The organism is Luteibacter sp. (genome assembly GCF_009912395.1).
GTDB lineage: Bacteria > Pseudomonadota > Gammaproteobacteria > Xanthomonadales > Rhodanobacteraceae > Luteibacter.
On sequence record NZ_WNDO01000035.1, the window covers coordinates 1 to 20,274 of the forward strand.

The 20,274-nt window shown below is 65.5% G+C and carries 21 protein-coding genes and 1 tRNA gene; 12 read left to right on the forward strand and 10 right to left on the reverse strand.

What is annotated here, in order from left to right:
- The 5 genes from GAK28_RS22355 to GAK28_RS22375 form a co-directional block, all read right to left on the reverse strand.
- A partial coding sequence (locus GAK28_RS22355; RefSeq protein ID WP_291781585.1) for a transposase occupies nt 1-252 on the reverse strand: 252 nt, incomplete at its 3' end.
- A 61-nt stretch (nt 253-313) separates the two neighbouring features.
- Nucleotides 314-643 (reverse strand): hypothetical protein, encoded by a 330-nt coding sequence (locus tag GAK28_RS22360; protein WP_291784581.1) that lies wholly within the window; start codon nt 641-643, stop codon nt 314-316.
- Complete coding sequence (locus GAK28_RS22365) at nt 640-1,800, reverse strand: SAVED domain-containing protein (protein WP_291784583.1); 1,161 nt, start codon at nt 1,798-1,800, stop codon at nt 640-642. The genes GAK28_RS22360 and GAK28_RS22365 overlap by 4 nt, the downstream gene beginning before the upstream one ends.
- Before the next feature lie 500 nt (nt 1,801-2,300).
- Nucleotides 2,301-3,104, reverse strand: a complete 804-nt coding sequence (locus GAK28_RS22370) for a DUF6538 domain-containing protein (RefSeq protein ID WP_291784585.1) — start codon at nt 3,102-3,104, stop codon at nt 2,301-2,303.
- Between the two features lie 106 nt (nt 3,105-3,210).
- Nucleotides 3,211-3,284 (reverse strand) — tRNA-Gly (locus GAK28_RS22375).
- A gap of 134 nt (nt 3,285-3,418) precedes the next feature.
- On the opposite strand from GAK28_RS22375, the gene GAK28_RS22380 reads away from it, so the two are divergent.
- The 6 genes from GAK28_RS22380 to GAK28_RS22405 all read left to right on the forward strand — a co-directional run bounded on the left by GAK28_RS22380 (nt 3,419) and on the right by GAK28_RS22405 (nt 9,754).
- The gene (locus GAK28_RS22380) at nt 3,419-4,084 is read left to right on the forward strand and encodes a hypothetical protein (protein WP_291784587.1); all 666 of its coding nucleotides are present in this window, start codon (nt 3,419-3,421) and stop codon (nt 4,082-4,084) included.
- Between the two features lie 42 nt (nt 4,085-4,126).
- Nucleotides 4,127-4,327, forward strand: coding sequence for a sulfur carrier protein ThiS (gene thiS, locus GAK28_RS22385; protein ID WP_291784589.1), 201 nt, complete (start codon nt 4,127-4,129; stop codon nt 4,325-4,327).
- A gap of 31 nt (nt 4,328-4,358) precedes the next feature.
- The gene (locus tag GAK28_RS22390; RefSeq protein WP_291784591.1) at nt 4,359-5,159 is read left to right on the forward strand and encodes a thiazole synthase; all 801 of its coding nucleotides are present in this window, start codon (nt 4,359-4,361) and stop codon (nt 5,157-5,159) included.
- A gap of 2 nt (nt 5,160-5,161) precedes the next feature.
- Entirely contained in the window at nt 5,162-5,875 is a 714-nt protein-coding gene (trmB, locus tag GAK28_RS22395) for a tRNA (guanosine(46)-N7)-methyltransferase TrmB (protein WP_291784593.1), read from the forward strand.
- A 63-nt stretch (nt 5,876-5,938) separates the two neighbouring features.
- Nucleotides 5,939-7,657 (forward strand): ubiquinone-dependent pyruvate dehydrogenase, encoded by a 1,719-nt coding sequence (poxB, locus tag GAK28_RS22400; protein WP_291784670.1) that lies wholly within the window; start codon nt 5,939-5,941, stop codon nt 7,655-7,657.
- Nucleotides 7,658-7,936: 279 nt separating this feature from the next.
- On the forward strand, nt 7,937-9,754 hold the full coding sequence (locus GAK28_RS22405; RefSeq protein WP_291784672.1) for an SLC13 family permease: 1,818 nt from the start codon (nt 7,937-7,939) through the stop codon (nt 9,752-9,754).
- Between the two features lie 43 nt (nt 9,755-9,797).
- On the opposite strand, the gene GAK28_RS22410 is transcribed toward GAK28_RS22405, so the two are convergent.
- Nucleotides 9,798-10,139, reverse strand: a complete 342-nt coding sequence (locus GAK28_RS22410) for a Rieske 2Fe-2S domain-containing protein (RefSeq protein ID WP_291784595.1) — start codon at nt 10,137-10,139, stop codon at nt 9,798-9,800.
- A gap of 79 nt (nt 10,140-10,218) precedes the next feature.
- Between GAK28_RS22410 and GAK28_RS22415 the strand changes: the two genes are divergently transcribed.
- The 3 genes from GAK28_RS22415 to yedA all read left to right on the forward strand — a co-directional run bounded on the left by GAK28_RS22415 (nt 10,219) and on the right by yedA (nt 12,463).
- Nucleotides 10,219-10,509 (forward strand): hypothetical protein, encoded by a 291-nt coding sequence (locus GAK28_RS22415; protein WP_291784597.1) that lies wholly within the window; start codon nt 10,219-10,221, stop codon nt 10,507-10,509.
- Between the two features lie 67 nt (nt 10,510-10,576).
- The gene (locus GAK28_RS22420; RefSeq protein ID WP_291784599.1) at nt 10,577-11,455 is read left to right on the forward strand and encodes a methylated-DNA--[protein]-cysteine S-methyltransferase; all 879 of its coding nucleotides are present in this window, start codon (nt 10,577-10,579) and stop codon (nt 11,453-11,455) included.
- Between the two features lie 93 nt (nt 11,456-11,548).
- The gene (yedA, locus tag GAK28_RS22425) at nt 11,549-12,463 is read left to right on the forward strand and encodes a drug/metabolite exporter YedA (RefSeq protein WP_291784601.1); all 915 of its coding nucleotides are present in this window, start codon (nt 11,549-11,551) and stop codon (nt 12,461-12,463) included.
- 482 nt (nt 12,464-12,945) lie between these two features.
- Here the strand turns inward: yedA and GAK28_RS22430 are convergent, their stop codons facing one another.
- The 4 genes from GAK28_RS22430 to GAK28_RS22445 are packed head-to-tail and all read right to left on the reverse strand — an operon-like array spanning nt 12,946 to nt 17,416.
- Complete coding sequence (locus tag GAK28_RS22430; RefSeq protein ID WP_291784603.1) at nt 12,946-14,259, reverse strand: ABC transporter permease; 1,314 nt, start codon at nt 14,257-14,259, stop codon at nt 12,946-12,948.
- Nucleotides 14,260-14,275: 16 nt separating this feature from the next.
- Nucleotides 14,276-15,442 (reverse strand): FtsX-like permease family protein, encoded by a 1,167-nt coding sequence (locus GAK28_RS22435; RefSeq protein WP_291784605.1) that lies wholly within the window; start codon nt 15,440-15,442, stop codon nt 14,276-14,278.
- A gap of 16 nt (nt 15,443-15,458) precedes the next feature.
- Nucleotides 15,459-16,145, reverse strand: a complete 687-nt coding sequence (locus tag GAK28_RS22440) for an ABC transporter ATP-binding protein (RefSeq protein ID WP_291784607.1) — start codon at nt 16,143-16,145, stop codon at nt 15,459-15,461.
- A gap of 20 nt (nt 16,146-16,165) precedes the next feature.
- Nucleotides 16,166-17,416 carry an efflux RND transporter periplasmic adaptor subunit gene (locus GAK28_RS22445; RefSeq protein ID WP_291784609.1) on the reverse strand — a complete coding sequence of 417 codons (1,251 nt, stop codon included), beginning with the start codon at nt 17,414-17,416 and terminating at the stop codon, nt 16,166-16,168.
- Between the two features lie 124 nt (nt 17,417-17,540).
- Here GAK28_RS22445 and GAK28_RS22450 point away from each other — a divergent pair, with 124 nt between their 5' ends.
- The 3 genes from GAK28_RS22450 (at nt 17,541) to GAK28_RS22460 (ending at nt 20,266) form a co-directional block, all read left to right on the forward strand.
- Nucleotides 17,541-18,227, forward strand: coding sequence for a fumarylacetoacetate hydrolase family protein (locus tag GAK28_RS22450; RefSeq protein WP_291784611.1), 687 nt, complete (start codon nt 17,541-17,543; stop codon nt 18,225-18,227).
- A gap of 74 nt (nt 18,228-18,301) precedes the next feature.
- Nucleotides 18,302-18,712, forward strand: a complete 411-nt coding sequence (mscL, locus tag GAK28_RS22455) for a large-conductance mechanosensitive channel protein MscL (RefSeq protein WP_291784613.1) — start codon at nt 18,302-18,304, stop codon at nt 18,710-18,712.
- Nucleotides 18,713-18,823: 111 nt separating this feature from the next.
- A complete protein-coding gene (locus GAK28_RS22460; protein ID WP_291784616.1) occupies nt 18,824-20,266 on the forward strand; it encodes a M20/M25/M40 family metallo-hydrolase in 1,443 nt (480 codons plus the stop codon).
- Nucleotides 20,267-20,274: the final 8 nt, after the last annotated feature.

Sequence of the window (20,274 nt, forward strand, 5' to 3'; positions counted from 1 at the left end):
GAAAGCGTTCTCCTCCTCCAGCCGCGCCACTTCACGTTTGAGCCGTGCATGTTCGGCCAACTCCAAGCGTTGTGCCTGATCGTCCTGGTCGTGCCGCCGCGCCTGGGCGCGCCAACTGTACAGCTGGGCAGGCTGCAACCCCAGATCACGAGCCACCGTGGTTACCCCTTCTGTGGCCGCTCGCAACAGTGCCTGCTGCCTGAACTCCAGGCTGAACTCCTGCCCCTTTCTGCCTGCCTTGCTCTTGGTCATCGTCCACCTCCTATTGCGATAGTTAATCGCTTATAGGGGTGTCCGTGAAACGGGGGCAAGATCACCGCTCGGTTATCGCTTTGAGGACATGGTCGTGGTCTGCGTCATTCGCATGTTCCAGCCAGACCACTGCATCTGCATCTACCGTTCCCAAATCACCCGTTGCTCCCGGCGCCGGCTTGATAGCCGTGCGCAGCCGTATCGACCCTTGCGGAAACACATGCGCTCGCCGAAGAATCGGGTCATCGGCAGCCTGCAATATCCCTTCCAGAGTGCCATAGCGTTCAGAAATAGTGTTGTAAAGGCTTTCTGGCAGCGAAATGGCGTGAGCGGCCTCAAACAACGTGGCCTCCCAACTCTTCAACTGAGTTTCATCGAACCGAAGATTCATGCAGCATATTCCTTAGAAAGGTGATCAAGGGACACATGACGTCGAAAGGCATCGGTTGGGCCATCGCGGTCGTAGATCCAATAACAATGCTGATGATTGGTCGAGAGCACTGCTCCAAACTCGATGGCGAGCGCGGCCGGAATGGCCGGGAGCACATGGATAGGGAGCGGCGAATATGCCTCCAACTCGCTCAATCGCCGTTGTATTTGGTCACGAAAATGGCCGATAAAATCGGCGTTTTGCACATAATCATAAGAAGGTGCAGCAGCAGTGAAGCGTGCGACGCTGGCGTTGGGGAGGACCGCGTGAACGTCGCGCTCTGGGATGAACGCCGAGATGGATATCACGAGGGCGATGGGACGTGTCTCATCCCCATCCCCATTAAAATCAAACGTGAATGGCGAAGCGACGGCACTACCATCCCTCCACACAAGCCCGGTCGTTCGGTCAGAGGAGTATATTTTTCGCCGCCGCCTGTCTCCCAGCATCTTGCCCAGAATGACCAAACTCGGAATGTCAGCGATAGCGGCCACCCCAAGCCAGGGCTCGTCGCCAAGCACACTGCGTGCGGGGCTAAGATCACGGCGAATATTTTTGTCTAATCGGCTTCGCACGGCACGGTAATAACGGTCATCCCTGCCCTCCTGGTCAGGTTCTGGCAGTTCGACAATAAGAGGAGCACCCACAGGCCTGATGCAATCTCGCCACATTGCAGCTTGTAGCTGGCTGGGATCGATCCTCACCTTCGTCTGAAAATGCTGCCCCAGCACGATCATCCCAGTGCCAGGGTTTGAATGCGCACTGTTTGCTGCAAATTTCACCGCATCCAAGAACGCTTCATGCTGGTAAGTCAGATCTTGGGCCGGATACCCTTCCGGCGTCTTGTCAATGTCGACATGACACGACGCGCACAGCAACATCAAATTGCCAGGATCGTTCGTCAACGCTTCCGCTGCGTCAACGGTGTGGCCGTCGGTCGATCGAGGGCCATCAGGACTCGCCGGAAGAATGTGTGCCACCTGCCCCAATTTGGCGGGGGTCAGCGTGATCCGGTCCCGCGTGAGGTCTTTGCTGCACAATTCACAGTGCCCAGCGGCACGGATCCAGACCGCATCCAGTGCCTTTTTTCCAGTGTTCGATCGGTTCGATCCTGCCATGCCTCTCCCCATTTCCATCCGCTGGCGAAAAAGGACCGCATCCCAAGCGATTCCGATGTTGACAGCCCCTTTCTTGGCAAATAAGGACTAATCGCAAGAAATCAAGGGCACAGTTCTCAAATGCACAATACGGGTTACCGGTCGCGTCGTCTGAGACCGTTCCGGGCGGTCACAGGCATTCCAGCGTCGGCGCGCCACGTCCGGGTTTGCAGCCAGGATGCTTTGAGGAGTGCCGAATTGATCGGAAAAGTGAAGCAGCGGGGCAGCCCGCCACCATTCCAGCAGAAGAAGCACATGCACGACCGCGTTGTAGAGGCGGCACGTCAGCCCATTCTCCGCACGGGCGCATCGGCTCGCATCCGGAGAGCTCGTTGCGCGGGGTTGCGGTCCTCGTTCGCTGGAGTTGGGCCAGGAACCAAGACGTCCAGCACGTGGTCCAGCTATAGTCGCCATCGTTTCATTCACGGTCGCCGCCGCCGGGTTCCTGACCTTGAACTGGGTCAGGAAGAGATCGCGGGCTTCGCCCAGCGATCGAAAAGCCTTGGACGAATATCCACGCGGCGCCGACCGACTGCCAGGTCGTGCAATTCCATGACACGGCGGTGGTCCGCTTCAGTGTCCACATGCACATCGAGAGAACCGTCCGCGCGCCAGATGTAGGAATAAGCCGCACCCAAGATCCTTTCCGTTAAACCTTCGGGTGCCTTCAACCCCGCGCGTGCGCCGATCCAGCGGTCAAATGCCTGGATGAAATCCGGATCCAATTCAGCCTTTTCGATCAACGCCGTCACGAAGACGCGCACCGTAGCAACGGATCGGCGCCAAGTTTCCGGGACAATCGGATCCGCCCGGGAGCGCTTGGCTCGGGCCAGTATTTCTTGCGGGGAAGCGTCTTTGAAAAGTGCGCTGCGGCCAGCGTCGCGGGGCCAGTCGAACATCTGCGTCGCGAACCGATCCACATCCTCGCCGCACGGCGCAGCGACAGGCTTGTATTCCACCAGCGCCAAGAACAGCTCCAACGGCCGGCGCGCGGCAGCATGCGTCTTCACGTAAGCGTCTATGCGCTCACTGAGCTGCGCAGAAGGCGGGGTGGGCATCCGTGCTGACCTCTGGCTTTTCATCTCGGCAAGCCGATGAGTCAGAGCATACCCAAGCCGAGCCGCTTCCAGGCGCGCGGCATCGCCGCGCAAGCTGCCCAGCGATCGCACAATGGTCTTGGACCCGACTACTTCTCGCAGCGCCAGGGGCACCCAATAGCGCGCATACAACCCGCTCGGGCGACGCAGCAAAAAGGGCTTCGGCATCAAAACAGCCCCTCAAACAATCCCTTGGAAAGGTCGGTTTGAGGTGGCCTTCGCGTCCCAAAAAATCCTTTGACAGCACGCAGTTGCAGCGGCCTGACAAAAGGATTGGAGCGGGTGAAGGGAATCGAACCCTCGTCAGTAGCTTGGGAAGCTACAGCTCTACCATTGAGCTACACCCGCGTCGGACCCGGATGGTAATACGACATCGCCGGGCGGGGAAAGGTGGCGGCCGGCTGAACCTGTGAGCGGGCCCTCATGCCGGCCTGGGGTGCCCGGCGCATAATCGGGCCGGGGAATCCTTCCGAGGGCCGGTCATGCTGCGGGCAACGTCGTTTTCCATCGTCGCGGGGCTGCTGGTGCTGGGCGTCAACGCCTCGGCTGCCGCCCAGTCGCGCACCGTGTCCACGGCGGACATGCCCAAGCCGGGCGTGAGCTATATCTCGGGGCCGTCGGCGCCGGTGCGGCGGGAGACCGTGAGCACCCTGCCCGAGGTGCCTCATTTCTATGCAGGCAATCCGCCACCCCAGCCTCCGCCGCCGGGGCCTGATCCGCGCGCGGGCGGCAATGTGGCGGACGATGGTTATTACTACGGTGGCGGCTATCCGCCGGGTTACGGCTGGAACGACGACCGTGACGGGCGGGACCGGGGTCGGCACGACCATGGGCGTCCTGGCGATGGGCAGGATCGGCCGCCGCCGCGTGGCAATTCGACCTCATTGGCTGCTGGCAGTGGCGGCCAACGCGGTGCCTCGGGGGCTGGCGTGAACCTCGCTCCCGCCCCTCCTCCGCCTCCCCGGCACGACCACGACCGCTGGAACAACGGCGGCTGGAACGGCGGCACCAACCAGCCGCCGCCGCGGCCGGGTAGCGGCATCTCCAACCAGCGCGGTCCGCAGCCCGGTACGGGCATGGGCACCGGCAACCAGCCGGGTACCGGCGTGCCCCTGCGCCAGGGCGGCTGGCAGGGTTACAGCCACTAGAGGTCGGCCCCGGCCGGCAGGTCGGTCCGCTACAATCGGCGGATGCATATCACCCTCAACGGCGAAGCGCGCGAGTGCGCGTCCGGCACCTCCGTGTCGTCCCTGCTCGAATCTTCCGGCTATGCCGGCAAGCGGGTGGCGGTGGAGGTGAATCTCGACATCGTGCCGCGCAGCGAGCACGGAACCCACGTGCTCGCCGAGGGCGACCGCGTGGAAATCGTCCATGCCATCGGCGGCGGCTGACGCCTCCGCTCCCCCGACGGAAGATCCCCGCATGAACCACTTCTCCCCCGCTGGCGACGATCTGCTTACGATCGGCAGCCGCACCTTCCATTCCCGCCTGATCACCGGCACCGGCAAGTACAAAGATTTCGACGAAACCCGCCGCGCCACCGACGCCGCCGGTGCGCAGATGGTTACCCTGGCCATCCGTCGCGTGAACGTTGGCCAGGATGCCAGCCAGCCGAACCTGCTCGACGCGCTGCCGCCGGATATTTTCACGCTGCTGCCGAACACCGCCGGTTGCTACACCGCCGAAGATGCCTTGCGCACCTGCCGCCTCGCGCGCGAACTGCTCGACGGCCACAACCTGGTGAAGCTGGAAGTGCTCGGCGACGAGCGCACGCTCTACCCCGACGTGGTGCAGACGCTTTCCGCCGCCGAGAAGTTGGTGGCCGACGGTTTCGAGGTAATGGTGTACACCTCCGACGACCCGATCCTCGCCCGTCGCCTGGAAGAGATCGGCTGCGTCGCGATCATGCCGCTGGCCGCACCGATCGGCTCGGGCCTGGGCATCCAGAATCGCTACAACCTGCTCGAGATCATCGAGAATGCGAAGGTGCCGGTCATCATCGATGCCGGCGTGGGCACGGCTTCGGATGCGGCCATCGCCATGGAGCTGGGCTGCGACGGCGTGCTGATGAACACCGCCATCGCGGGCGCGAAGAACCCCGTGCTGATGGCGCACGCGATGAAGCTGGCCATTCAAGCGGGCCGCGCCGCGTTTCATGCCGGTCGCATTCCGCGCAAGCGCTTCGCCTCGGCGTCGAGCCCGGTGGACGGGTTGGTCGGTTGAACATGACGCACGACGAAAGCCAGCCCTTCCAGCGTCGCATTCGTAGCTTCGTGCTGCGCGAGGGCCGCATGACGCCCGCGCAGCAGCGCGCGTTCGACGACCATTGGGCGCGATTCGGGCTCGATTACACGGGCAACGCCCGCGATCTCGACGCCACCTTCGCCCGCCAGGCGCCGCGCGTGCTGGAGATTGGCTTCGGCAACGGCGAGGCACTGGCCTGGGCCTCGGAGCACGATCTTGCGCGCGACTACATCGGCGTGGAGGTGCACGGCCCCGGTGTCGGTCGCTTGATGAACGCACTGGCCGAGCGCGACGCCACCAACGTGCGCATCTACAAGCACGATGCCGTGGAAGTTCTGGAGAACGAGATCACGCCGGGCAGCCTGTCCGAGGTGCGCATCTGGTTCCCCGATCCGTGGCACAAGAAGCGCCACAACAAGCGCCGCCTCGTGCAGCCGGCCTTCGTGGCGCTACTGGCCTCGCGGATGGCGCCGGGTGGCCTGCTCCATCTGGCCACCGACTGGGAGCCCTACGCCGAGCACATGCGCGAGGTGATGGAGGCGGCCGAGGGCTGGCGTAACCGCGTGGGGCCGGGCGAAGCCGTCGAGCGGCCGGACTGGCGCATCGAGACGCACTTCGAGCGTCGCGGCATGCGCCTGGGCCATGGCGTGTGGGACTTTCTCTACGAGTGGCACGGGGCGACGACGGCTTCTTGACCGCCGAATAGGCATAAAGGGGGCTTCGCGCCTACGGAGCCCCCGCCGATGTCCATTTCCACCCTGGCCGACCTGATCGCCGAAACCCTCGAAGAGGCTGGCGTCCGCCGTATCTACGGCGTGGTCGGCGACAGCCTCAACGCGATCACCGAATCGCTGCGCCAGCGCCAGCATATCGACTGGATCCACGTGCGCCACGAAGAGGCCGCGGCCTTCGCGGCCGGCGGCGAAGCGCAGCTTACGGGTCAGCTCGCCGTCTGCGCGGGCAGTTGTGGCCCCGGCAACCTGCATCTCATCAATGGCCTGTTCGACTGCCAGCGCACGCGCACGCCTGTGCTCGCCATCGCGGCGCATATTCCCAGCGCGGAAATCGGCACGGGCTACTTTCAGGAAACCCATCCCACCGAGCTGTTTCGCGAGTGCAGTGTGTATTGCGAGATGATCTCGGATGCCTCGCAGATGCCGCACGTGTTCGAGGCGGCGATCCGCGCGGCCGTGGGCCAGCGCGGCGTGGCCGTGGTGGTGATCCCGGGCGATGTCGCCATGCGCAAGTCGCCGGTGAAGACGGTGACGCCCGCCGCCGGCCTGTTGCCGCCGTCGCCGAAGGTGGTGCCGGCCGAGCGCGAGCTCGACGCCCTCGCCAGCCTGCTCAACGCGGGTAAGCGCATCACCCTGCTCTGCGGTCGCGGTACGGCCGGCGCCCATGCGGACCTGATCGCCCTGGCCGACGCGCTGAAGTCGCCGATCGTGCATGCGCTGGGCGGCAAGGAATTCGTGGAATACGACAATCCCTTCGACGTGGGCATGACCGGCTTGATCGGTTTCAGCTCGGGCTATTACGCGATGGAGGACTGCGACACGCTGCTGATGCTGGGCACGGATTTCCCGTATCGCCAGTTCTATCCGGAAGACGCGCGCATCGCGCAGGTGGATATCCGCCCCGGCAATATCGGCCGGCGCTGTCGGGTGGACCTGGGCGTGGTCGGCGATGTCGGCGAGACCTTGCGCGCCCTCTTGCCGCGTATCGAACCCAAGCGGGTCAGCGGCCATCTTGATCGCTGCCTCGCGCATTACCAGCGCGCCCGTGCCGATCTCGACGAACTGGCGCGGATCGAACCGGGTCGTGAGCTGATCCATCCGCAGCAGGTCACCCGGCTGGTGAGCGAGCTGGCCGAGGACGATGCGATCTTCACCTGCGATGTCGGCACCCCGACGGTGTGGGCGGCACGCTATCTGGCGATGAACGGCAAGCGCCGCCTGCTCGGCTCCTTCGTGCATGGGTCCATGGCCAATGCGCTGCCACAGGCGCTGGGCGCGCAGGCGGCGTTTCCCGAGCGGCAGGTGGTGTCGCTGTCGGGCGACGGCGGCTTCTCGATGCTGATGGGCGACTTCATCACGCTGGCCCAGGAAAAGTTGCCGGTGAAAGTAATCGTGCTCAACAACGGCACGCTGGGCTTCGTGGAGCTGGAGATGAAGGCCGCTGGCCTTATCGAAACCGGCGTGGAGCTGAAAAATCCCGACTTCGCGGCGATGGCCAACGCCATGGGCATCCATGGCCGCCGTGTCACGCAGGCCTCGGAGCTGCCGTCGGCTATCGCGGAGATCCTGGCCCATGAGGGGCCGGCGCTGCTCGACGTGGTGAGCAATCGCCTGGAGCTGTCGATGCCGCCGAAGATCAGTGCCAGCCAGGTGAAGGGGTTCAGCCTTTATGCGTTGAAGGCGGTGATGAGTGGGCGGGGGGATTCGATCGTGGATCTGGCGTTGAGCAACCTCAGTCGCTAAGTGTCTTCGGGCTGGGGTTTGTAGGAGCGCGCTTGCGCGCGATCCCGCGGCAGCGGCCATCTGGCCCGCATTCGCGGGATCGCGCGCAAGCGCGCTCCTACAAGGAGTAATCGCGGCGAACGCCCATCGTGGAAACGGCAGGCTTTCCTTCAGCCCGGAGCCACCCCTATTGCGTATACTCCTTCGATCACCTTCGCAGCCCGGGTTTTTCATGCCGAGGCACGCTCCAACCGACCGGATTCGGGCAGCCGGCTAGTGGCACTCACCCTCACTCCTGAAATGATCCTCGTGCTGGGCCTGGTGGGCTTCACCATGCTCATGCTCGTTCTGGAGTGGATCCGGGCCGACATGGTGGCCCTGCTCGTCGTGGTCACGATCGGCCTTACCGGCCTGATCCCCGGCGACCAGGTCTTCAACGGCTTCGCGGGTAACGCCGTCATCGCGATCATCGCGATCATGATCATGGGCGCCGGCCTCGACCGCGCCGGCGTACTCAACCTCACCGCCTCCTTCGTGATGCGCATGGCGCGCGGCATGGAATCGCGCCTGGGCGTGGTGGTGAACAGCGTCACCAGCTTGTTCAGCGCGGTGATTCCCAGCCAGGCCCTGGCGGCGCTGATGATCCCGGTCACCAGCCGCCTTTCGGCGCGCACGGGCGTGCCGCTGTCGCGCCTGCTGCTGCCCATGGCCTTCTGCATCCTCACGGCCACCAACACCACGCTGATCGCGAACTCGCCGCTGATCGTGCTGAACGACCTGATCGCCAGCGCCAACAGCAACCTGCCGCCGGGCGCGCATACGATCCCGAAGTTCGGCCTGTTCAGCGTGACGCCCGTGGGCCTGATCCTGGCCCTGGTCGGCATCCTTTTCTTCTGGATTTTCACCCGCAAGCTGCTGCCCGAGCGCGAGGACGAGCGCCTGAAGGTGACCCCGGGCCGCACGGAAAGCTACTTTGCCGACACCTACGGCATCGCGGGCGAAACGGCCGAGCTGACCGTCACCGCCGAGAGCCCGCTGGTGGGCATGAGCATCGGCGAGGTCGAGCAACTGCATGGCGCGCCGCTGATCCTGGCACTGAAAAACGGCAACGAAAGCCGCGTGGCCCCGCCTTCCGACCAGATGATCTGGGTCGGCACGGTGCTGGGCGTGCTGGCCCCGCGCGATGCGATCAACGCCTTCGCCAACAACCAGCTGTGCCGCGTGTCCATGCGCATGCGCCAGCTGGGCGACCAGTTCAACCCGACCCGCGCGGGCATTTCCGAGGCGGTGATCCCGCCCACCTCGCGCTTCATCAAGCAGACGGTCGGCGAGCTGCGCCTGTGCAAGCGCTTTGGCATCTCGGTGCTGGCGGTGAACCGCGGCGAGGAAGTGTTCCGTGAAGACGTGCGCGCGGTGAGCCTGCGCGCGGGCGATACCGTGGTGCTGCACAGCAAGTGGCGCGACCTCATGCTGGCCGAGGAAGATCGCGACATCGTCGTGGTCACCGACATCCCCAAGGAAGAACAGCGGCCCGGCAAGATCTGGCAGGCCGTGGGCTTCTTCGTGCTGGCCAAGTGCCTGGCCCTGTTCACCCACCTCGACCTGTCGGTGGCGATGATGACCGGCGCCGTGGGCATGCTGCTGACCGGCGTGCTGAACATGGACGAGGCCTACAAGGCCATCAACTGGAAGACGATCTTCGTCACCGCCTGCCTGATTCCCCTAGGCTGGTCGATGGACTCCACCGGTACGGCCTCGTGGCTGGCGCAGGAGGTACTGGCGGTTCTCGGCGGCGCGCCGCAGTGGACGCTGCAGCTGTCCATCGCCGTGCTGACGCTGCTCTTCTCGCAGGTCATGTCCAACGTGGGCGCCACCGTGATGATGGTGCCCATCGCGATCAGCGTCGCGGTGAGTACGGGCGGCAACCCGTCGGCTTATGCGCTGATCGTGGCGGTATCGTCTTCGAATACCTTCCTGCTGCCCTCGGGGCACCCGGCCTTGATGATGGTGGCCGGCCCGGGCGGTTATCGCACGAAGGATTTTCTGCGGGTGGGGTTGCCGCTGACGATTCTGGTGTTGGCTATCACCTTGGTGGCCATCAACCTGATGTATCGGTGAGGTGGCCTGGGGTCGCGAGCAAGCGCGCTCCTACAGGAATTTCTCAGGATAGGCGGACGGCGCCATCGATGACGGAGACCGGCACGGCGCGCAGGCGGTCGCCCTTGCACGGGCCGGTCTGGCAGTGGCCGTCGCCGGCCGCGAAGGTCGCGCCGTGGGCGGCGCAGATGATCAGGCCGTTGCGGACGAGGAAGCGCCCGGGGGCGTAGTCGAGCCGGCGGCCCGCATGCGGGCACACGTTGAGGTAGGCACGGGCGTCGCCGCCGTCCCGGTAAACGAGGAGGGACTCGGGCTCGCCGCCGACGATGGCCTCCACTTCGATGGCGTTGCCATCGGGGATGTCGTCGAGCTGGCAGAGGGTGGCGGTATCGGCGGTAGCGGTCATGGCACTTGTCTATGGGGTGGGGATGCCCCAAGGTAAAGGGGCCGCACGCATGTCATTGTGCCATACGGATTTTTAACCAATGCGCTTCGTCTTCCCGCCCATCCGCCGCTCCCGCAACCCGCTGGTGCGCGCCCTGTCCGTGATCGCCGGGCTGGCCGTGGTCGGCGTGTTGCTGGTTTTCGGCACCATCGTGATCGGCCTGCTCGTGGTCGGTAGCGTGGTGTTCTTTGCCTGGCGCCAGTGGAAGATCGCCCGTGGCGGTCAGGTCGGCCCGCAGGCCGCTCCGGCGGCCGAGTCGCGCGCGCGGGATCCGAACGTCCTGAAAGGCGAGTTCACCGTGATCCAGCAGGGTCGTCCGGTCCACCACTGACCGCGCAAGAAGCGGATGGCGGCACCCTGCCCCTCCGCCTACGCTGGCCTCCCATGAAGGAGGCCCCATGAATTCTCAGGTCCTGGCCATGCGCTCCCCCGCTGACGATGCTCTTGAGCGTGTCCGCGTCGCTCTCGACGAGGGCGACGGTCCAGGCGACCTCGCCAGCCTCGCCGAGATCGCCGGCCTCAGCCCCACCCACCTGCAACGTGTCTTCCGCCGCCGTTATGGCGTCAGCCCGGCGGAGTACGCGCGCGCCCGCCGCTTCGGCCAGCTTCGCGAGGCCCTGCGCGAGGGCTCGGCGGTGACGGATGCCGTCTACGAGGCCGGTTTCGGGTCCGGCAGCCGCGTGTACGAGGAAAGCGACCGTCGCCTGGGCATGACGCCCGCGAGCTACCGCGCGGGCGGCGCCGGGGCGTCGATTCGCTACACCACCACCGATACGCCACTGGGTCGCCTGCTGGTGGCGACCACGGCGCGTGGCATCTGCTCGGTAACGCTGGGCCACGACGATGACGAACTCGAAACCCGTCTCGCCGAGGAATTTCCGCTGGCCGAACGCGAGCGCGTGGATGCCGGTCGCGAGGAATGGCTCGACGCCGTGATCGCACGCGTTACCCACGAACTCGGCTGGAACGTCGGCGACGCGCCGGCGATGCCGCCGCTGGATGTCGCCGCCACGGCCTTTCAGTGGCGCGTGTGGGATGCCCTCATCCGCATCCCGCGCGGTGAGACGCTCAGCTATGGCGAACTGGCCGACACGCTCGGCATGCCGAAGGCCGCGCGCGCCGTCGGTCGAGCATGCGGCAGCAATAAGCTGGCCTTACTGGTGCCTTGCCATCGGATCATCCGCGAAGACGGCAGCTTGGGCGGTTGGCGTTGGGGCATCGACATCAAGCGGCAGTTGCTCGCCACCGAGCGTGGCATGAACGCCGCTCAAGGCTGACCCTCGCACGTTTCGCTACCGAAGTATCACCGGCAACGATATCGTTCTGGATTCACGCCGCATGATGCGGCGCGTGCACCCCTGGATGTCCCCATGTCCGACGCCGCCAGTCCCTCGACCCAAGCGCCCACGACCACGCTCGGCGATCCGCGCTGGCTCGTGCCGTTGTCCCTGCTCGCGATGTATGTGATCTGGGGTTCTACGTACCTGGGCATCCGCTATGCGTTGGTGAGCTACCCGCCGTTCCTGTTGGCTGCGCTGCGTTTCGCTATCGCCGGTACGTTGCTTTTCACCATCCTGCGCGTGCGCGGCGTGGCGTTGCCGACGCGTCGACAGTGGCGCAATGCCGCCGTCGTCGGCACCTTGCTGCTGGCCGGTGGCAATGGGCTGGTCTGCTTTGCCGAGCAGTCGGTCAGTTCCGGTATCGCGGCGGTAGCCGTCGCCAGCATGCCGTTGTTCGCCGCCGTGTTTTCCAGCCTGTATGGCGAGCGTCCGTCACGCGGTGAAACCATCGGCCTGGCGCTCGGCTTCGTCGGCGTCGTGGTGCTCAACCTCGGCGCCGGTTTGTCGGGTTCGCCGCTGGGTGCGGCGGCACTGATCGTGGCCGCCATCGCCTGGGCGTTCGGCTCGGTCTGGTCGAAGGGTCAGGACATGCCGAAGGGCCCGATGAACACCGCTGCGCAGATGCTTTGCGCCGCCGTGGCGCTGATCATCATCGCGCTGCTGCACGGCGAGCGCCTGCCGGAGCATCCGCAGTGGAGCGCCACGTTCGCGCTGGGCTACCTGGTCGTGTTCGGCTCGATCGTCGCCTTCAGCGCCTACCTATACGTGCTGAAGACGGTGCGCCCCGCGCTCGCCACCAGCTACGCCTACGTCAATCCGCCGGTAGCGGTGCTGTTCGGCGTCGCCCTGGGCGGCGAGCACGTAGGCCCGTTCGACCTGGCCGGCATGGCGATCATCCTGGTCGGCGTGGGCATCATCACCATGATGCGCACGCGCAAGGCCTGACGTAGGCCCTGCCAACCTGCGTCATTGCCACGGCCCGACGCTGCCCCTGTAGGAGCGCGCTTGCGCGCGATCACACGCTACCGCGAGCCCCATCGCGCGCAAGCGCGCTCCTACAGTGTGATGCGCATCTCGTTTTTGGCGGACCTCGGCGATTTTGAGAATTATTCGATACCGCGCCTCAGGAGCGCTTCCTAGCGTCGCCCCACTGATGAGTGGAGGCTGTCGTGAAGCGATCGATGGTTTGTGGTGGGTATGGGAAACCGGCCTGTGCCGGGCGATTGGCCACGGTGTTCGGCGTGGCGGTCGCGGCGTTGGCGTCGTGCCAGACGTATGAGCGCGATGGCGGTGCGCTGCGGCAAACGCCGGCACGGGAACTCAACGAGTGGGCTCTGTGCGAAGGCGACGGTGGGCGCTGGGTGACGCGATCGAAGGTATGCATCGAGGGCGCCCCGCTCCGGATGGAGGAGGCGCCCTGAGGTCGATCAGAGTTCGCGCAGGGCCGTGGTGACCGGCAGGCGTGCCGCGCGCACGGCGGGGAACAGGCCGCCGATGAAACCGATGGCGAGGGCCCACTTCACGCCGGTCCAGAGCAGTTCCGTGCTGACGTGGAAGCGGAACACCACCTGGCTGAAGTTCGCACCGATGGTGGAGGCGGAATAGCCGTTGAAGACGATCCACACGAGACCTGCGCCGATCACGCCGCCTAGCAAGGCCAGCAGCATCGTTTCCAGCATCACCGACACCACGACGGGCACGCCACGGAAGCCGATCGCACGCAGTGTCGCGATTTCGCGGGCACGGGCCTGGATGGCGGCGAACATCGTATTGAGCGCGCCGAACACCGCACCGATCGCCATGATGATGCCGACAACGATGCCCACTGTACGCAACACCTTGGTGAGGCCTTCGGACTGCTTGCTGAAGTAGGCCTGCGTCGTCGACACATCCACCTTCAGGCGCGGGTCGGCCATGAGGTTGGCCTTGAACGCGTCGAACGCGGCAGGCGAATCGAGCAGCACGGTGACCGACTGCACACTGCTGCCACGGCGATAAGCCGAGGCGACGGTCTGCGTGTCGCTCCACAGCTCCGACGACAGGGCGTCGTTGGATTCGAAGGTGCCGACGATGGTCCACTCCTGCCCGGCAAGGCGGATCGACTTGCCAAGATCGAGGCCGGCGAACTGCGCCTTCGCGCCCGAGCCGACGATCAGCTCGCGCATGCCCGGCTGGAACTTGCGTCCCTCAACGATCTTCACCTGGTCGCGCAACGACCAGACATCGTCGCTGACACCACGGATGGGCACGTTCGCATCACTGGTCGGATCGCTCTTGCGCGTCAGGTTGGCCACCACCACGAGCTCGCCCGACGCAATGGGCTTACCCTGCGCCGACTTCTTCACGCCGGGTGCCTGCATCACCACGTTGGCGCTGTCGCGATCGAGCACCGAGTTCAACTCGGCTTGCGAGCCACCGCGCAGCACGATGGCCGTGCGATCGTTGCCGGTGGCGCGCAACGTTTCCGAGAAGCCCTCGCCCATGGCGAGCATCGCGACGAGCACGCCGACGACACCCGCGATGCCGACGACCACCACCGACGAGGAGCCCAGGCGCTGGGTGACCGTCGCCAAGCCCACACGGGTCACCTGCCAGGTCTGCCGGCCGCGACGGGTCAGCCCCATCCACAGCGCAAGCACGAGGGCGATGGCGAGCACGCCTTGCCAAGGCAACGCGATCCACACGACGAGGAAGACCGCGACCACCAGCAACATCAATACACCGATACCGAAACGTTTCATGGGAGTGGTGTCCTTGTCAGCGACCGGCGAGCGCGTCGACGATATTCAGGCGCATGGCGCGGAGGGCGGGAAGCGCGCCGACCACGGCGCCGATCACCACCATGAGTACGAGGCCGAGCATCCAGGTCTGCGTGCCGATGGGCGGCAGGTTGAGCATGCCGCCGCTGCCCTTGGCGACGATGGGCACCAGCACGGCGGCAAGCGCCAGTCCGATGACGCCACCGAGCACGAGCAACAAGATGCCTTCGGCCAGCACCATGCCCAGCACGCTACCGCTGGAGAAGCCGATGGTCTTCAGCACCGCGAGTTCGCTGGTGCGTTCGCGCACAGCCTGGGCCATCGTGTTGCCGGTGAGCAGGATCAAGGTAAAGAACACCGCGCCCATGATCGCCGACACGATCAGGCCGATGTCGCCGAGCTGCTTGGCGAACGATGCGTTGAAGGCCTGCTCGGTCTGCGTCTTGGTTTCGTGGTCGGAGTTGGCCGAGAGTGCGTCGATGGCCTTCGCCACGCGATCCGCCTGATCGGGCGAGGTGAGCTTCATGACATACCAGCCCACCGTGCTGCCGAGGCTGCGATATGCATTGGCGTCCTCGAAATACTTGTGGTGGAAAAGGAACTGCTGGTCGGTGCCGTTGGCGGCACCCTTTGCCGGCGTGTAGATGCCCACGATGTCGAAGGGCCAGGTCTTGTCGCCATTGCGCTGCGGGAAGATCGTCGACTGCAGCGGGATCTTGTCGCCCACCTTCCAGCCGAAGCGCTTCGCCAAGGCCGCGCCCACGATGGCGCCGGTGCGCGTGGTTTCGAAGGTCTTGCGCTGGTCGGCCGGCAGCTCGATCTCCTTGTAGATGTCGAGGTAGTTGTCGCTTACCGCGAAGCTCAGTACGAAGTTCTTCGGGTCTTGGTACACACCACCGAACCAGTTCGCATGCCCCACCGACTTCACGCCGGGAATGGCTTCCATGCGCGTCTGGAGGCTCACCGGCAATGACTGGATGATCGAGTAGCGCGAGGTCGTGACCAGCCGGTCCACGCCCGCCACGCTGTCGCCCGCGGAGAACGCCGCGCGGGTGGCGTCGAGCATGCCGAACAGTAGGAAGGCAGCGAAGATCGACACCAGCGTGAGGAAGGTGCGCGATTTGCGGCGGAACAGCGCCGCCCATATGAGGTGCAGGTATTTCATGCCGGCATCCTCCGCGTCAGGCCGTCGCTTGCTCGACGAGGGTGCCCTTGTCGAGGTGCAGCGTGTGATTGGCGTATTCGGCGGCCTTCGGATCGTGGGTGACCATCACGATGGTCTTGCCGTGTTCGCGGTTGAGTTCGCGCAGCAGGCCCAGGATGTCCTCGGCGGACTGGCGATCGAGATCGCCGGTCGGTTCGTCGCAGACCAGCAGCGTGGGGTCGGAGACGATGGCACGCGCGATGGCGACACGCTGCTGCTGTCCGCCGGAGAGTTCCGACGGCTTGTGCGACGCGCGCTCGGCCAGGCCGACCAACTGCAAGGCGATGGAGGCGTTCTGCTTGCGCTGCGAAGCCGAGAGCTTAGTCAGCAGCAGCGGCAGTTCGACGTTGCGCTGCGCGCTGAGCATCGGCATGAGGTTGTAGAACTGGAAGACGAAGCCGACGTGCGCGGCGCGCCATTTGGCCAGCGCACCGCTGCCCAGCCGGTCGATGCGCTCGCCAGCCACGCTCAGGCTACCGCCGGTCGGCGTGTCGAGGCCGCCGATAAGGTTGAGCAAGGTGGTCTTGCCGGAGCCTGAGGGGCCCATCAACGCGAGGAAGTCGCCTTCCTCGATCTTGAGGTCCACGCCGTGCAGTACTTCGACTTTCTGCCGGCCGCGTTCGTAGGTCTTGGAAAGATCCTGGATGTCGATCAAGGTGGCCATCGGTGCTGTCTCCGTACGTGTCAGGGCGAAGAAGAAGAGGCGACGCGAACGGCGGCGCCATCGGTCAGGGAATCGGGCGGCGAGACGATCACGGTGTCGCCGGCGGCGAGGCCTTGCGAGACCAGGCGCGGATCGCCATCGGCGCGGGCGATGACGGCGTGACGCTTCGCGTGGTCCGCATCCACGGTGAACACTGTGTCGTGGCCGTCGCGATGAACCACGGCACCCGCAGGTACGAACACGCCCTTCGGCGTTTCGCTGGCGGTGGGCGCGCGCTTTTCCAGGAAGGACACACGCACGCCCATGTCGGGCACGATGCGCGCGTCGCGGCTTTCCAGCGCCACGCGCACCTTCACCGTGGCCTTGCCGCGATCGGCGGCGGGCACGATGGCGATCACGTGTGCGGGGATCTTCCAGTCCGGATAGGCGTCGAGCACGGCTTCCGCCGCCATGTCGGGTTGTACGCGGCCGATATAGGCCTCGTTGACGTCGACGTCGATTTCCAGCGAGCCCATGTCGACGATGGTGCCGACACCGGTACGCGTGAAGCCGCCACCCGCGGACAGCGGTGAAACGATCTCGCCGACCTGCGCGGCCTTGTCGGTGATGACGCCATCGAACGGCGCACGGACGATGGTGTAGTCGAGGTTGACCTGTGCGACACCCACCTGGGCGTCGGCGGCCGCGGCCTGGCGGCGGGAGGTCTGCACTTGCGCGCGATAGGTATCGGCCTGCGTGCGGCTCTGCTCGGCAAGCTGTTTCGAGACCAACCCTCGGGTCACCAGCGCCTCCTGGCGGTCGGCGTCGCGCAGCGCCTGGTTGAGCTGGGCTTCGCTCTGGGCCACCGTGGCGTGGGCGGCGGCGGCATTGGCCTGGGCGGATTGCAGGCTGGCCCGCAACGCGTTGTCCTCCAGGCGGGCCAGCACCTGGCCCTTGCTCACCTTGTCACCTTCCTCGATCAGCACCTCGGTCAGGGTGCCGGTGATCTGCGCGGAGACGGTGGCCTGGCGGCGCGCCGTGACATAGCCCGTGGCCTGCAGCACCGCGCCAGCCTCGGCGGCGGCCGCGGGGGCCACGGCGGTGGCGGTATGGACTTCCACGGGGCGGTTCGCCAGGAAGGTCCAGGCGGCGCCACCCACGAGCAGCACCGCGACGACCACGCCGACCACCACCAGGGCGGTGCGGCCTCCACGGCCGCCGCCTCCCCCCTGCGTTTTCCTGTGCGATTTGTCGATCTTCAGCTGCTTCAGCAGCTCGGCGTTCGCATTCATGACCCCTCGTCCCCATACGCTCCCGATTCGGTGAAATCATGCGATCCGGGGGTATCGCGAACCATTTCCGGCCATCAGCCATCGCTCGTGACAGGTGTCATGCGGTGCCTGCTACCCTAGCCGCATGAATACCGTCATCCCTTCGCCGGCCCAGCCGAGCCTTCCCGTCGCCGGGCGTTCCGAGCGCTTTCCCGTCCGCCGCATCTTCTGCATCGGCCGCAACTACGCCGACCACGCGAAGGAGATGGGCGCCACGGTCGACATGTCGAATCCGATGTTCTTCACCAAGCCGGCCGACGCCGTGGTGACCGATGGGGCCGACGTGCCCTACCCGTCCGCCACGAACGATCTGCACCACGAGGTGGAGATGGTGGTGGCGCTGGGAGCCGGCGGTTCCGATCTCTCCGAGGACGAGGCGGCTACCCTGGTCTGGGGCTACGGCGTGGGCCTGGACCTCACCCGTCGCGACCTCCAGGCGCAGGCCAAGGCCAAGGGTGCCCCCTGGGATGTCGCCAAGGGCTTCGACCATTCCGCCCCGGTCTCGGCCCTCGTGCCGGCCAGCGAGGTCACGCCGACGAAGGCAACCCGCATCACCCTGGAAGTGAACGGCGTCGTCCGCCAGGACGCCACCCTGGGCGACATGCTGCTGGACGTGCCGGCCATCCTTTCCCATTTGTCGCGCCTGTTCGAACTGAAGGCGGGCGACCTCGTCTTCACCGGCACCCCGGCAGGCGTATCGGCCATCGTGCGCGGCGACCACTTTCGTGCGACGCTGGAAGGCGTCACCACGTTCGAGGGGCGCGTGAGCTGACATTCGCGGACCACTGACATCCGGGTGGGTAGTTTCCACCTACGACGCAACATCAAGATAAGGAGAAGAAACCGATGAGTTTCGTCGCGGAATTCAAGAAGTTCGCCCTACGTGGCAACGTCATCGACCTGGCGGTCGGTGTGGTGATCGGTGCCGCCTTCGGCAAAATCGTCACCTCCCTGGTGGACAACATCATCATGCCGCCCATCGGCTGGCTGATCGGCGGCATCGACTTCTCGCAGTGGAAGTGGGTGCTCAAGCCGGCCGATGCCGCCACCAAGACGGCCGAAGTGGCGATCCAGTACGGCACCTTCATCAACGTGCTCGTGCAGTTCATCATCGTGGCCTTCGCGATCTTCCTGGTGGTCAAGGCCATCAACCGCGTGACCCGTCGCGAGGCCGAGAAGCCGGCACCGCCGGCCGCCGACGTGGTGCTGTTGCAGGAGATCCGCGATCTGCTCAAGCAGCAGAACCGCACGCCGTAAGCAGGCATCTGTAGGAGCGCGCTTGCGCGCGATCGCGCGCAAGCGCGCTCCTACATGACAAGGTCGTTTCCCCGGCGCAATAATCGGGTCTTTCCGTCCCCGGGGGTCATCATGCGTCATACCTTCCGCCTGCACGCGCTTGCCGCGTGCCTTGCGTTCGCCTTTTCCGCCCATGCCGCCGGCAAGGACACCACCATCCCGGAAAAGGCCGTCGCCGCCGCGACCACGCTGCGCGACAAGGCCATGGACGACAACACGGGCTACGAGTTCGTCTCGGGCCTTACCACCGAAGTAGGTGCGCGCCTGGCCGGCAGCGCCGCCGACAAGCGTGGCGTCGAGTGGACCATCGCGAAGTTCAAGGCGATGGGCTTCGACAAGGTCTACACCGAAAAGGTGAGCTACCCGCTGTGGGAACGCCACAGTGAACACGGTGCCATCGTCGCGCCGTTCCCGCAGCCGCTTGCGCTGACCGCACTGGGTTACTCCGCCGGTACGCCGCAGGGTGGTCTCACTGCCGAGGTGGTGGGCTTCGACACGCTCGACGCGCTGAAGGCGGCCGATCCGGCCACCGTGAAGGGCAAGATCGTCTACGTCAGCACGCATATGACGCAGCAGAAGGACGGCCACGACTACGGCATGGGCTCGGCGACGCGTACGCGCGGTCCGGTGCTGGCCGCGAAGATGGGCGCCGCCGCGTACCTGCTGCGTTCGGCCGGTACCGATGCGCATAGCCGTACGCCGCATACCGGCGTCACGGGCTTTACCGATCCGAAGGACGCCATCCCGGCCGCCGCGTTGTCGCTGCCCGATGCCGACCAGTTGGAGCGCGTGCTGAAGGAAGGCAAGCCGGTCACGCTGAAGCTTGATCTCGATGTCGGCTTCAAGGGCACCTATGAAGGTTCCAACGTCATCGCCGAGGTCACCGGCCGCAAGTACCCGAACGAAGTCGTCGCCATCGGCGGCCATCTGGATTCGTGGGACCTGGGCACGGGTGCCATCGATGACGGCGCCGGTGTGGCGATCGCCGCCGCCGCGGCCAAGCTCATCAAGGACATGCCGCAGCGTCCGGATCGCACCATTCGCGTGATCGCGTTCGCGAACGAAGAGATGGGCCTGTGGGGCGGTCGCGCCTATGCGGATGCGCATGGCAAGGATGTCGCCAAGTTCCAGCTGGGTACCGAGTCGGATTTCGGCGCGGGTCGCATCTGGCGCATGACGGCGTCGGTGAAGCCGGAAGCGCGCAAGGCCATCGAGCAGATCGCGAAGGTGCTTGAGCCGATCGGTGTCGCCTACGACGCGAGCAAGCCGGGCGGTGGCGGTTCGGACCTGTCGCAGATGCATGCCAAGGGCATGGCCGCACTGTCGCTCACCCAGGACGACACGGATTACTTCGACTACCACCACAACGTCAACGACACGCTCGACAAGATCGATCCGAAGGCGCTGGCGCAGAACGTGGCGGTGTATGCCACGTTCGCGTACCTGGCGGCACAGGCCGATGGCAACTTCGGCTCGGCGCCGGGTGCGTTCGCCAACGACGGCGCACACGACTGACGCTTGCC

Excerpts from the sequence above, each read along its gene's own strand:
- GAK28_RS22360 (WP_291784581.1), bottom strand. The coding sequence starts at position 643 with ATGAATCTTCGGTTCGATGAAACTCAGTTGAAGAGTTGGGAGGCCACG.
- GAK28_RS22365 (WP_291784583.1), bottom strand. The coding sequence starts at position 1,800 with ATGGCAGGATCGAACCGATCGAACACTGGAAAAAAGGCACTGGATGCG.
- GAK28_RS22370 (WP_291784585.1), bottom strand. The coding sequence starts at position 3,104 with ATGCCGAAGCCCTTTTTGCTGCGTCGCCCGAGCGGGTTGTATGCGCGC.
- GAK28_RS22380 (WP_291784587.1), top strand. The coding sequence starts at position 3,419 with ATGCTGCGGGCAACGTCGTTTTCCATCGTCGCGGGGCTGCTGGTGCTG.
- thiS (WP_291784589.1), top strand. The coding sequence starts at position 4,127 with ATGCATATCACCCTCAACGGCGAAGCGCGCGAGTGCGCGTCCGGCACC.
- GAK28_RS22390 (WP_291784591.1), top strand. The coding sequence starts at position 4,359 with ATGAACCACTTCTCCCCCGCTGGCGACGATCTGCTTACGATCGGCAGC.
- trmB (WP_291784593.1), top strand. The coding sequence starts at position 5,162 with ATGACGCACGACGAAAGCCAGCCCTTCCAGCGTCGCATTCGTAGCTTC.
- GAK28_RS22405 (WP_291784672.1), top strand. The coding sequence starts at position 7,937 with ATGATCCTCGTGCTGGGCCTGGTGGGCTTCACCATGCTCATGCTCGTT.
- GAK28_RS22410 (WP_291784595.1), bottom strand. The coding sequence starts at position 10,139 with ATGACCGCTACCGCCGATACCGCCACCCTCTGCCAGCTCGACGACATC.
- GAK28_RS22415 (WP_291784597.1), top strand. The coding sequence starts at position 10,219 with ATGCGCTTCGTCTTCCCGCCCATCCGCCGCTCCCGCAACCCGCTGGTG.
- GAK28_RS22420 (WP_291784599.1), top strand. The coding sequence starts at position 10,577 with ATGAATTCTCAGGTCCTGGCCATGCGCTCCCCCGCTGACGATGCTCTT.
- yedA (WP_291784601.1), top strand. The coding sequence starts at position 11,549 with ATGTCCGACGCCGCCAGTCCCTCGACCCAAGCGCCCACGACCACGCTC.
- GAK28_RS22430 (WP_291784603.1), bottom strand. The coding sequence starts at position 14,259 with ATGAAACGTTTCGGTATCGGTGTATTGATGTTGCTGGTGGTCGCGGTC.
- GAK28_RS22435 (WP_291784605.1), bottom strand. The coding sequence starts at position 15,442 with ATGAAATACCTGCACCTCATATGGGCGGCGCTGTTCCGCCGCAAATCG.
- GAK28_RS22440 (WP_291784607.1), bottom strand. The coding sequence starts at position 16,145 with ATGGCCACCTTGATCGACATCCAGGATCTTTCCAAGACCTACGAACGC.
- GAK28_RS22445 (WP_291784609.1), bottom strand. The coding sequence starts at position 17,416 with ATGAATGCGAACGCCGAGCTGCTGAAGCAGCTGAAGATCGACAAATCG.
- GAK28_RS22450 (WP_291784611.1), top strand. The coding sequence starts at position 17,541 with ATGAATACCGTCATCCCTTCGCCGGCCCAGCCGAGCCTTCCCGTCGCC.
- mscL (WP_291784613.1), top strand. The coding sequence starts at position 18,302 with ATGAGTTTCGTCGCGGAATTCAAGAAGTTCGCCCTACGTGGCAACGTC.
- GAK28_RS22460 (WP_291784616.1), top strand. The coding sequence starts at position 18,824 with ATGCGTCATACCTTCCGCCTGCACGCGCTTGCCGCGTGCCTTGCGTTC.